Raw genomic sequence first — 10,957 nt, 5'->3', positions numbered from 1 at the left:
AACGACGATGGCCTGGTCATCCCGGCTGACAATCAGCTGTCGTAGCGATCAAACACCAGACAGGCGTTAGTGCCGCCAAAACCAAAGCTGTTGGACATCACCCGGTTCAGCTTCGCTTCTTTGGCTTCACCCACCAGGATGGGCAGGCCTTCCGCTTTCTCATCCAGGGTCTCAATATTGGCAGAGGCGACGATAAAGTCGTTCTGCATCATCAGCAGGCAGTAGATGGCTTCGTGAACACCGGCCGCTCCCAGGGAGTGGCCGCTCAGGGATTTGGTGGAGCTGATTGTCGGGCAGTTGTTGCCAAAGGTTTCACGGATAGCGCCCAGCTCGGCTACGTCACCGACTGGAGTACTGGTACCGTGGGTATTGATATAGTCGATGGGGCCATCAGCAGTGGACATGGCCAGCTGCATGCAGCGGATTGCGCCTTCACCGGAAGGAGCTACCATATCGTAACCGTCGGAAGTGGCACCGTATCCGGTCACTTCGCCGTAGATTTTTGCGCCACGGGCCAGGGCATGTTCCAGCTCTTCCAGGACCAGGATACCGCCACCGCCAGCGATAACGAAACCGTCGCGGTTGGCATCGTAAGCGCGGGAGGCTTTTTCCGGAGTGTCGTTGTACTTGCTGGACAGGGCACCCATGGCATCAAACATGGCTGTCTGGGACCAGTGCTCTTCTTCACCACCACCGGCAAAGACAATGTCCTGCTTACCCAGTTGGATCTGCTCTACAGCGTTGCCAATACAGTGGGCACTTGTCGCACAGGCAGAGGTGATGGAGTAGTTAACACCCTTGATTTTGAAGGGAGTCGCCAAACAGGCAGACACAGTGTTACCCATGGTACGGGTCACGCGGTAGGGCCCGATACGCTTGACGCCTTTCTCCCGCAGGATATCGGTGCTCTCTACGATATTGGCAGTAGACGCACCACCGGACGCGGCGATCAGGCCGGTGCGGGGATTAGAAACCAGTTCGTCGGTCAGGCCGGAATCGGCGATAGCCTGCTTCATGGCAATGTAGGTATAGGCCGCCGCATCACCCATAAAACGGATGCTCTTGCGGTCTATGTGTTCTGCAAAATCAATGTCTACGGAACCGGAGACATGGCTGCGGAAACCTTTTTCCTCATAAGAGGCGTTATGACGGATACCGGGACGCCCTTCCCGCAGGGAAGCTGTCACGGTTTCTGCGTCGTTACCCAGGCAGGAAGTGATGCCGAGGCCAGTTACAACAACGCGTTTCATAGCTTAGACCTGTATCAGAAGTTATCTGTGCGCGCAAAGAGACCCACACGGAGGTCCTTCGCAGTATAAATTTCCCGGCCGTCAACAAAGACGCTGCCATCGGCAATACCCATAATAAGCTTGCGGGTGATCACCCGTTTAATATGGAGATGGTATGTGACAAGTTTGCTGGTAGGCAGAATCTGTCCGGTGAATTTCACGTCCCCGGAACCCAGCGCACGTCCGCGCCCGGGATTACCCAGCCAGCCAAGGTGGAATCCGACCAGCTGCCACATGGCGTCAAGGCCAAGACAACCGGGCATCACGGGGTCGCCCTGGAAATGGCACTGGAAAAACCAGAGCTCAGGATTGATATCCAGTTCAGCGATAATCTCGCCTTTACCGTATTCGCCGCCTTCTTCGCTGATCCGGGTAACCCGGTCCATCATCAGCATATTGGGGAGCGGCAGCTGTGCATTGCCAGGGCCAAACATCTCGCCCCTGCCGCAGGACAGCAATTCTTCTCGGCTGAAACTGTGTTTTTTCATCATGGGTTCCGGTCAGATGATTTCCCGATCTTTATTCAAAAAGAAGAGGTTATCCCTGAAAGGCTATCCTCTGAGTTCTCGGATCTGGCAGCACTATATCACCCGTTGCCGGGCGGTTTAATGACAAACGGTGGTTTGTAACAAAATAACCACAATCCAGCAACATCGAAGCACAAATGCGCAACAGGCTCTATGGCACCGCAGACAGGTGTTTCTGCGCAATCGCCCAGCTTTCAGGGATCAGATTTTATACAGGGTTTTCTCTTGGCGAAATCTGTCTCTGTGACATATAAGACAGTGGTTTCTTTTGATACCCCATGACTCACTGGGTCTGAACGTTTGCTTGTGCTTGCGGGTATACATCAGGCGCAGTGGGAAGGAGTAGTGTATGCGATTATCCGCTACGCTCCGCAGTCTTGTTGTTATCCTGTGTGTGTGGTCTTCCCAGGCCTGGTCCGTTCGCTGGATGTATAACTTCTGGGGCGAAGTCCTGCCGCTGGCTGACCGACCGTTACTGATCTCAACCTTCGCGCGTTCTACCTCTTATATGAACACCGTCGATATGGAGGAGCCTGAAAATGGTATCGGCTTCCTGAATTATGCTGCTATTGATGATGTCAACTGCAGTGCCGTAGGTATAAAACGTTGGAATGAAAGTCGTTCCATCGCTGCTTCAAAAAAATTTCTGGCGCTGGACAGGCCAGGGGAACCCCTGGCTTTTAATGGCCGGGTGATTGTTCATCTTCACGGTAGCTCGAAAGGGAATATGTTCGCGGACTTCAGTCGGGGGCAGGTGAGAGTTGGCACCAGTGAGGAAGTCGGAGAACGTATCGGGCTTTTTCTCAAAGAAAGAAACATTACTGTCAAACGTATTGATCTGTTCTGCTGCCATGGGGATAAGGTCGGGCCGGGTTTTTTCGCAGGCATTGAAAAGGCTGGGCTGTGGGATGTGGAGATCCATGCTGTTCAGGGCAAGGTGGGAACTCAGCAGGCTTATGAGGGAGAAGGCGTTCTGCGAAGGACGCAGGCTACGGTCATGGTGAAGGGAAAAAATGGCAAAGTTGTGTTCCGAACGTCAGCGGAAAATTATTTTGTCCGAGGGAAACCTCTGGGGATTGACCAGAAGTTGCAGGAATATTACCGGTTGGGAAGTCCTGAAAAAGTGCCGGTGGTGGATACCTCTGTCCCTGAGCAGTATTGTGGCCTTTAAAGGTACAAATTTATGAAATTTCGATGAGTGAGTCTCGCCGTATTTCATGAGAAGTTCTTTGGCCCCACCTTGTTTTCAATGATTAAAACCCCTGCATAAATAAGCGCCGATGTTTTGCGCAACAGGAGGGTAGTCCCATGCTTCGTGTTCTGTCGTTTTTATTAATTCTTTGTAGTGTTAATGCATGGTCAGTGCGCTGGATGCTCACGTTCTGGGGGGATGTTTTGCCTTTGGAGGACCGACCACTTCTGATATCCACCTTCGCGCGGTCAAAACACTATATGAATACAGAAAACATGGAACATCCTGAAAGTGGCATAGGCTTTCTGAATTATTCCGTAATTGATGGCGACAATTGTAGTCTTGCAGGAGCTCATCACAGGGCTGAAGCACTTTCTGTGGAATCCTCGGAAAAATTCCTTGCACTGGACAATACCGCAGAGCCGTTGGCCTTTAATGGGAGGGTAATTATACATCTCCATGGGGACCCGGAAGGGAATATGTCAGCTGACTTTGGGCGTGGTCGGGTCAATCTGGGAACCAGCATGGAGGTTGGGGAACGTATAGGCCGCTTTTTTAAGGAAAGAAATATTGCAGTGAAACAGATCGACCTGTTTTGCTGCTGTGGTGATGCTGTTGCTCCTGGCTTCTTTAAGGGCATAGAAAAGGCCGGGCTGTGGGATGTAGAGATTCACGCGGTTCGTGGATTTCTGGGCACACGAAAGGTTCCTCTTGAACAGGGGCCGAGACCCAGAAGTACATCGAAAGTACTTGTTAAACAGGAAGGCAAAAACGGTAAAGTGCTGTTTAGCACCAGTGCAGAAAACTATTTTGTGAAAGGGGAGCCTCTCGGTATAGAACAGGGGCGGAAGGAATATTATCACCTGGGCAACCCGGAAAAAGTGCCGGTTGTTGAGATCTCCTGCTGTAGCTCTTTCCCGGTTTTTTGCTTTTTGTGAGCCACTGGCATTCCCACCTCCCAAGAGGAATACCCCATGCATCGTGTTTTGTCGTTTTTATTAATTCTCTGTAGTGTTAATGCATGGTCAGTTCGCTGGATGTTTAACTTCTGGGGTGAGGTGCTTCCACTGAAAGACCGGCCCCTTCTTATCGCAACTTATGCCCGCTCAGCTTCATATATGAATACGTTGGATATGCAGACCCCTGAAAACGGCATAGGGTTTCTTAATTATGGAGCTATTGATAGCTCCAGTGTTGATTTTGGCCAGCCTTGGGATGAGGAAAACTCTATCAGGAATTCGCAGAAGTTTCTGGCCCTGGATGTTTCCGGTGAGCCACTGGCTTTCAATGGTCGTGTGATTGTGCATCTCCATGGCGACTATAAAGGCAATATGTCCGCTGATTTTGGCGGTGGCCGGGTAGAACTCGGCAGCAGTGCTGAAGTGGGGGAACGTATTGGCCGGCTTCTTAAGACCAGAAATATTGCAGTGAAACAAATCGATTTGTTTTGCTGTCATGGTGACAAAGTTGGGCCCGGGTTCTTTGAGGGTATAGAAAGGGCAGGTCTGTGGGATGTAGAGATTCACGCTGTTCGCGGTGTGACAGGAACGGAACAGTTTCGTGTTGATCTTGGGGCATCAGTCATCAGTGAATCACAGGTCTATGTCAGGGAAGGGGCCAAAGGCAGTAAAGAGCTGTTTCGCACCAAAGCCGCAAATTATTTCGTAAAGGGAGACCCCCTGGGTGTCGAGCAGGGACGCAGGGAATATTACCGGCTGGGAAGTCCGGAAAAAGTGCCTGTTATTGACACTTTACCCAAGGGGACTCTCTGTAAAAACTAGGCCACACTATTTGGTGTGTGGTGATCGCCAGTAAGATAGGTTGTATTATATCTTCAGATTTTTAGTGAATGATGCAACTGCATGACTAATCCGATAACTGCAAACGTTTCTACCATCACTGTCCTCGGTGGCGGCAGTTTTGGCACAGCCCTGGCCGACATCTCTGCCTGTAAAGGGCATGTTGTACGACAATGGATGCGTTCGGCCGAGCAGGCGGAAGAGATGAACCGCACCCATGTGAACACCCGTTATCTTCCAGAATTTACCGTCAGTGAACGTATTCATGCTACCAGCGACCTGGATGAAGCGCTGGAGGGAACGGACATGGTGTTTGTGGCCATTCCCAGCAAGTCTTTCCGCAGTGTGGTGTCCCGTCTGGGGAACAGGCTGGATGGCCGGATGGTAATCAGTACAACCAAGGGGGTTGAGGCGGGCACCTTTGGCCTGATGAGCGAGATTCTCCACGAAGAGGTGCCCGGTGCCCGGATCGGCGTGCTCAGTGGCCCGAACCTGGCCAAGGAAATTATGGCTAGATGCATTACCGCAACAGTGGTGGCCAGTGAGGATGAAGAACTCTGTCAGTCAGTACAGGATGTGTTGCATTGTGATTACTTTCGGGTCTATTCCAACTTTGATCGCTATGGTGTCGAGCTGGCCGGGGCGCTGAAAAATATCTATGCCATCGTTGCGGGGCTGGCTACGGCCCTGGGTATGGGAGACAACACCCGCAGCATGCTGATTACCCGTGGCCTGGCGGAAATGAGTCGGTTTGCCGTCACCATGGGAGCAGATCCCATGACCTTCCTTGGCCTGGCTGGAGTAGGGGATCTTATTGTTACCTGCGAGTCACGACTCAGTCGTAATTTTCGGGTAGGGTATGCCCTTGGCCAGGGGCGCACCCTCGCTGAGGCGGAACAGGACCTGGGCCAGGTTGCGGAAGGGGTCAATACACTGGCTATTGTCCGGGACAAGGCGGTTGAGATGGGCGTGTATATGCCTATTGTCGACGGTCTGCACGGGATTATTATGGAAGGCCGGGATGTTCGCGATGTCACCAGCACCATGATGATGCGTGAACAGAAAACGGATGTTGAGTTCTCAGTCAAATCCGGCTCAACGGGTTCATAAAATTAGCAGAGTGCCAGCCTTCAGAGGCTTCTTTTAATGGAGAAAGGAACGCACTATGGATAACCAAAAACTGAAGAGTAACCTGCTGTCAGAATCAATCTGGTTCCGTATTCTTTATATGTTGCTGTTCTGGGTCGCCGGTTATGTAGTAATTTCGCTGGTTCTTTTGATTGCCGTGGTCCAGGCTGTGCTGAGCCTGCTGACCGGGCAGCCTAACCTGAACCTGCAGGAGTTTTCTTTGGGGCTGACCCGTTATTTGTACCAATTAGCCCGTTTCCTGACCTTTAACAGTGAAGTGAAACCATTCCCGTTCTCGGACTGGCCTGCAGCGGATCATGGGGAAATTTCTGACCAGGAGTCCCGTGACTGATGAAACTGCTGGTGATGCGCCACGGCCAGGCTGTGCCTGTGGCAGCCACTGACGCTGATCGCAGCCTTAGTGAGAAAGGTCAGCGGGAGACTCGGGCTGTTGCGCAGCGGCTGGCAACGGCTCTTCGGGGGAGTGGTCATGGTCTACCCCTTCCTCCCATAACCGGTATTCTTGCCAGCCCTTACCTGCGGGCCCAGCAAACCGCTGAGATTGTACGGGAGATAATATCCGGCCCCGAGATTACCACTTCATGCTGTATTACTCCGGATGAAGCACCAGAGAGTACGGTGAATCATCTGCCGGAGGATGGTTGCTGGCTGATGGTTTCCCATATGCCCCTGGTAAGCCGGTTGACCGGACTGCTGACCGATGGTGTCAATGCTGGTGGCCCGGCTTTCCGTACCGCCATGGCCATTGAACTGGATATGGACATTCCCGGGGCGGGTATGGCTACTTTGAGCCGAACCTGGACACCCTGACCCTTCTTTTAAACTTTTTGATCTGTTATCTATCTGAAACCTGTGCCGGAGAGCCTGTAAGGCTTTCCGGAAAGGTCATTTTCACTAACTTTCGTCTAATTCTGGAACCCTTTTCCCATCGGTATAGTCATACCTGTGGTGTCGGGTGGTGTCCGGTGCGGTACGGGAAAATAATACCGTGAACTCGACAGCAGGAGCAGGGATCGCTTTCTATACTTCAGTCCCTTTCTCCTGAATCTATCTAACAATACGCCCTGGCGGGGAATCTGGCCCTGTTCAGGGTTTTTCAATGCATGACTTTTAAGAAAAGCATGGCTGTTCAGAAAAGCCCGTAAACATGGGGAGGCTATGGTATGGACAATGCGAATCCAGTCAGTATCCGTGGCTGCCTGATTATGTTTGTGGCCGGGCTGTTCTGCCTGTACCAGTTCTTCCTGCAAGCCATACCCGGGTTTATGGTGACTGAACTGATGGATGACCTGTCCCTGAACCGTGCGGAAACAGGGATTGTGGCCAGCTCGCTGCTGTATTCCTATATCCTGTTGCAGGTTCCGGCCGGCTGGCTGGTGGACCGTTATGGCGTACGTCGCTGTTTCCTGGCGGGGTTGATTTGCATGGTGGTTGGCAATTACCTGTTTGGCGAGGCCAGTACTCTGGGAGAGGCGGTAGCTGCCCGTATGCTGACAGGGTCCGGCAGCGCTACGGCTGTGGTGGGTTCCCTGTGTCTGGCCGCGGCCTGGTTTCCTCCCCGTGCATTTCCTTTTGTCGTCGGAATTATAGAAATGGCCTCCATGCTCGGTGGCGCGGTGTGTGGTGGCATGGTGCCAGAGTTGACCGATGCCATGGGCTGGCGGGGGGCGATGATGTCTATCTCACTGTCGGGTGTGGCCCTTATCCTTGCGGTGTATGTCTTTGTGGCCAACAGACCTGCGGGCAGTGTATGCCCGCAGGTGGCCCGGGAAACAACATCTCTCCGGAGCGGGCTGTTGCAGGTACTTGGTTCCGTGGAGGTATGGTTGAGCGCTACCTACGGTTTTGGTCTTTATGGGCTGGTAAGTATTTTCGGGATGATGTGGGGAATGTCCTTTCTGGAGTGCCTCTACCCCAAGTGTCGTGATTTCGCCTCGGATGGCATGACACTGTTTTTTGTCGGGGTTGCTCTGGGAACTCTCCTGGCTGGGTGGATTGTCTCCCGGCACGGTGGCTGCAAGAGCAGCATGGTGATCGGCTCTGGACTTTCCCTGGTGCTGTTGCTGGCCATTATCTATCTGCCGGTGGCCATGGTGGTGATGGCGGGGCTGTTGTTTCTTGCGGGGCTGGCCATGGGCTGTTACGGACTTGCGTTTGTCGCGCCGAAGCGTGCCCTGCCCAGAGCAGGCCTGGGCACGGCCCTGGCCTTTATTAATGCCTGTCTTCTGGTAGCCGGTCAGATTTTTCAGCCTCTGCTGGGCAGTATTCTTGACATGAGAGCTGTATCTTCCGGGCTATCCCTGGTGGATTATCAGGTTGCCTTTGCTCCTTTGCTGGTACTGGCGGCTATGGCACTGCTGGCATCTTTGGTTTTCCGGGAGGCCTGATAATGCAGGAGATCGCACCCTGTCCATCCCCGGAGCCCGTTCGCTCTCTGGTGAGAAATATCGCTGTTTATGTACTGGTGGGTTTGTTTGTGGCCCTTCAGTTTGTGCTGCAGGGTTCTATCAGTCTGATGGTCCCGGAAATCAAGGCTGATATTGGTTTAACGGAGGCGGGCATTGGCATTCTTTCCTCCCTGTTTTTTTACCCTTATGTTTTTTTGCAGGTGCCGTCCGGCAGACTGTTGTCGCTGGTGGGTCCACGTGTATTGCTGGTGTGTTCAGGTATTGTGATCAGTATTGGCTGTCTGTTGCAGGCAACAGCGGATACTTCCTTCCAGTTAATGGCTGGACGCCTGGTTCTGGGTATCGGTTCAGCTCCCATTATTATCTGTTTTCTCAGTACTGTGGAAAGAGCCTGCCCAGGCTATCTGTTTGGTCTTCTGGCGGCGGGAATGGAGGTCAGTGGTATGGTGGGGGCGGCGTTTGGTGATTTCCTGATACCAGACAGCATTCTTATAAGGGGTTGGCAGGGCACCCTTGAAGGATTTGCCATGATCTCCCTGACTCTTTCTGCCCTGGTGATGGTGGTGATGCCAGGTTGGCTGGGCAGGAAAACGGCCCATAACTCCTGTGCGGAGAAGGCCTGGAAAGCGATTATGGCTAACCCGAATGTCTGGCTGGTGGCTATTTACAGCGGGCTGATGTTTGCTGTAATGAATGCTTTCGCTGCCCTCTGGGCGATTCCGTTTCTTGACCTTGATCCCCTGTGTCAGGGGATGGCCGGCAATATTGTCGGACTTGTGTTTATCGGCGCGGCTGCTGGCGCGCCGCTGCTGGGGTGGTACGGGGATCATCGTATGGATATCCGGCTGACAATGGTCGTGGCCAGTCTGTTGACGATTGTGTTGCTGCTGGTAATTCTTTTCGGGATGTTGCCGGTTCCTCTCTATTATCCGGCCATGTTCCTTCTTGGCTTGTGTGCGTCGTCGTATATTTTGCCGTTTATTCTCATGAGACACTGGTTTTCCGGTGAACAGCTCTCCATAGGTTTATCCCTGACCAATGCTATCAGCGTTATGGTGGGCGCTTTGATTTATCAACCGTTAATAGGCTGGATGATTGGTATATCTACAGAGGTCTGCATTGAAGATTACCGTCAGGCGCTGTTGATTATTCCCTTAGGGGTTGCCCTGGCGGGAGGGCTGACCTTTCTTGTGCGCAAACCCGTGGTTGCGGTAAAGGTTGTAAACAACCGGTAGAATTGTACACCAGCCATGGCTCAGGTACTCTCCTGATACTGTCGTAAAAAACACAAGAGAGAGCAGTGTGAGTATCTGGAAGCGTGAATTTACCCTCGAAGCCCTGAACGCAGGCTGCAAAAATACCCTCCTTAATAGCCTCGGTATTGTTCTGACAGAGATTCACGATGACGGCCTGTCCGGTACCATGCCCGTTGATGACCGGACTGTACAGCCGATGCGTCTGCTTCATGGTGGAGCCAGTGTCTCCCTGGCGGAAAGCCTGGGCAGTGTCGCGGCCAATATGGCGGTGGATCATGGCTATTACTGCGTCGGGCTGGATATCAATGCCAATCATGTCCGTTCCTCCAGCAGCGGTCTGGTAACAGGCAGGGCGAAGACTGTTCATATTGGCCGCACGACTCAGGTCTGGGAAATTAATATTGTTGATGAAGACGACAGGCTGGTCTGTGTTTCCCGTTTAACAATGGCGGTGCAGAAAGCAGGATGAGTGAACAAACAACAGATACGCCCCGGGAGTTAACTTTTACGGTTCGGGATATGAACTTCGCGGCACTTGCCTGGGGGCAGGAAGATGCTCCTGTTGTTCTGGCTCTTCATGGCTGGATGGACAATGCCGCAACTTTTACCCGTTTGGCACCATTGTTAAACAATGTGCGGGTCATCGCCCTTGACCTGGCCGGCCACGGTTTGTCTGATCACCGGGGTGTTGGCGCGGATTATCCCGTCTGGTCGAATATTCCCGATGTTCTGGGCATTGCCGATGAACTGGGGCTGGAGAAAATTCATCTGCTGGGACACTCCATGGGGGCCATTATCTCCGCGGCTATCGCGGCCACAGTGCCGGAGCGGGTGGCGTCTCTGAGTCTTATTGATGGCCTGTGGCCGGTGCCCGCTACTGATAGCGTAGTGAAGCAGTTGCGTAAGGCTATGCTCTATCGCTCCCGGTCCGACAGCAGCCGGAAGAGCCGTTTTCCTTCCATCGCCATGGCGGTCAAGGCCCGTCAGCTGGGTTTTGGGAAAATCACCCCGGAAGCGGCAGAGATTATTGTCCGCCGTGGATTGAAGCAGGAAAATGCACATTGGGTCTGGCGCACCGATGCCCGGTTGATGGCTCCCAGTGTCATCCGCCTGACTTTTGAGCAGGCGAAAACTATCATAGCCGCCATCCAGGCTCCGGCGCTGCTGGTGGCGGCTCGTTCCGGGATGCTGGCCTCGGTATTGGACAACGACAGGGATGTAATTGAGCATATAACCGTGAAGCTGCTGGATGGCGAACACCATCTGCACCTTGAAGCCCAGGCCGGGCAGGTGGCCAGGGAGATTCAGGAACATCTGGATCACGTTTTGTAACCGGA

At 52.9% G+C, this 10,957-nt stretch carries 12 protein-coding genes; 10 read left to right on the top strand and 2 right to left on the bottom strand.

Translation table 11 applies throughout. From position 1 onward, the window contains the following. Positions 1-32: 32 nt before the first annotated feature. Together fabB and fabA are read right to left on the bottom strand one after the other, a co-directional pair. Positions 33-1,250: a beta-ketoacyl-ACP synthase I gene (gene fabB / locus ACY2RQ_RS12150; RefSeq protein ID WP_490113244.1), complete on the bottom strand. Its 1,218-nt coding sequence runs from the start codon at positions 1,248-1,250 to the stop codon at positions 33-35. A 14-nt stretch (positions 1,251-1,264) separates the two neighbouring features. After that, on the bottom strand, positions 1,265-1,780 hold the full coding sequence (gene fabA / locus ACY2RQ_RS12145; protein ID WP_490113243.1) for a 3-hydroxyacyl-[acyl-carrier-protein] dehydratase FabA: 516 nt from the start codon (positions 1,778-1,780) through the stop codon (positions 1,265-1,267). Between the two features lie 385 nt (positions 1,781-2,165). Between fabA and ACY2RQ_RS12140 the strand changes: the two genes are divergently transcribed. The 10 genes from ACY2RQ_RS12140 (at position 2,166) to ACY2RQ_RS12095 (ending at position 10,952) form a co-directional block, all read left to right on the top strand. Further along, the gene (locus ACY2RQ_RS12140; RefSeq protein ID WP_490113242.1) at positions 2,166-2,987 is read left to right on the top strand and encodes a hypothetical protein; all 822 of its coding nucleotides are present in this window, start codon (positions 2,166-2,168) and stop codon (positions 2,985-2,987) included. A 281-nt stretch (positions 2,988-3,268) separates the two neighbouring features. Then, positions 3,269-3,946 (top strand): hypothetical protein, encoded by a 678-nt coding sequence (locus ACY2RQ_RS12135; RefSeq protein ID WP_490113241.1) that lies wholly within the window; start codon positions 3,269-3,271, stop codon positions 3,944-3,946. 180 nt (positions 3,947-4,126) lie between these two features. After that, positions 4,127-4,789 carry a hypothetical protein gene (locus ACY2RQ_RS12130; RefSeq protein ID WP_490113240.1) on the top strand — a complete coding sequence of 221 codons (663 nt, stop codon included), beginning with the start codon at positions 4,127-4,129 and terminating at the stop codon, positions 4,787-4,789. Between the two features lie 81 nt (positions 4,790-4,870). Next, on the top strand, positions 4,871-5,917 hold the full coding sequence (locus ACY2RQ_RS12125; protein WP_490113239.1) for an NAD(P)H-dependent glycerol-3-phosphate dehydrogenase: 1,047 nt from the start codon (positions 4,871-4,873) through the stop codon (positions 5,915-5,917). A 55-nt stretch (positions 5,918-5,972) separates the two neighbouring features. Beyond that, positions 5,973-6,287 (top strand): DUF4389 domain-containing protein, encoded by a 315-nt coding sequence (locus tag ACY2RQ_RS12120; RefSeq protein ID WP_490113238.1) that lies wholly within the window; start codon positions 5,973-5,975, stop codon positions 6,285-6,287. Beyond that, a complete protein-coding gene (sixA, locus tag ACY2RQ_RS12115) occupies positions 6,287-6,766 on the top strand; it encodes a phosphohistidine phosphatase SixA (protein WP_490113237.1) in 480 nt (159 codons plus the stop codon). Before ACY2RQ_RS12120 ends, sixA begins: the two co-directional genes overlap by 1 nt. Positions 6,767-7,119: 353 nt before the next feature. Then, positions 7,120-8,343, top strand: a complete 1,224-nt coding sequence (locus ACY2RQ_RS12110; protein ID WP_490113236.1) for an MFS transporter — start codon at positions 7,120-7,122, stop codon at positions 8,341-8,343. Between the two features lie 2 nt (positions 8,344-8,345). Further along, complete coding sequence (locus ACY2RQ_RS12105; protein ID WP_490113235.1) at positions 8,346-9,599, top strand: MFS transporter; 1,254 nt, start codon at positions 8,346-8,348, stop codon at positions 9,597-9,599. Between the two features lie 67 nt (positions 9,600-9,666). Further along, positions 9,667-10,089 carry a hotdog fold thioesterase gene (locus ACY2RQ_RS12100; protein WP_490113234.1) on the top strand — a complete coding sequence of 141 codons (423 nt, stop codon included), beginning with the start codon at positions 9,667-9,669 and terminating at the stop codon, positions 10,087-10,089. Then, on the top strand, positions 10,086-10,952 hold the full coding sequence (locus ACY2RQ_RS12095) for an alpha/beta hydrolase (protein WP_490113233.1): 867 nt from the start codon (positions 10,086-10,088) through the stop codon (positions 10,950-10,952). Before ACY2RQ_RS12100 ends, ACY2RQ_RS12095 begins: the two co-directional genes overlap by 4 nt. Positions 10,953-10,957 lie beyond the last annotated feature (5 nt).

The sequence above is a fragment of the Parendozoicomonas sp. 209JJ7-1 genome (assembly GCF_058147085.1).
Note: the sequence above shows the minus strand (reverse complement) of the source record. Positions and strands in the feature narration are given on the sequence as shown.

Coding starts and splice junctions, on each gene's coding strand:
- fabB (WP_490113244.1), bottom strand. CDS start 1,250: ATGAAACGCGTTGTTGTAACTGGCCTCGGCATCACTTCCTGCCTGGGT.
- fabA (WP_490113243.1), bottom strand. CDS start 1,780: ATGATGAAAAAACACAGTTTCAGCCGAGAAGAATTGCTGTCCTGCGGC.
- ACY2RQ_RS12140 (WP_490113242.1), top strand. CDS start 2,166: ATGCGATTATCCGCTACGCTCCGCAGTCTTGTTGTTATCCTGTGTGTG.
- ACY2RQ_RS12135 (WP_490113241.1), top strand. CDS start 3,269: ATGAATACAGAAAACATGGAACATCCTGAAAGTGGCATAGGCTTTCTG.
- ACY2RQ_RS12130 (WP_490113240.1), top strand. CDS start 4,127: ATGAATACGTTGGATATGCAGACCCCTGAAAACGGCATAGGGTTTCTT.
- ACY2RQ_RS12125 (WP_490113239.1), top strand. CDS start 4,871: ATGACTAATCCGATAACTGCAAACGTTTCTACCATCACTGTCCTCGGT.
- ACY2RQ_RS12120 (WP_490113238.1), top strand. CDS start 5,973: ATGGATAACCAAAAACTGAAGAGTAACCTGCTGTCAGAATCAATCTGG.
- sixA (WP_490113237.1), top strand. CDS start 6,287: ATGAAACTGCTGGTGATGCGCCACGGCCAGGCTGTGCCTGTGGCAGCC.
- ACY2RQ_RS12110 (WP_490113236.1), top strand. CDS start 7,120: ATGGACAATGCGAATCCAGTCAGTATCCGTGGCTGCCTGATTATGTTT.
- ACY2RQ_RS12105 (WP_490113235.1), top strand. CDS start 8,346: ATGCAGGAGATCGCACCCTGTCCATCCCCGGAGCCCGTTCGCTCTCTG.
- ACY2RQ_RS12095 (WP_490113233.1), top strand. CDS start 10,086: ATGAGTGAACAAACAACAGATACGCCCCGGGAGTTAACTTTTACGGTT.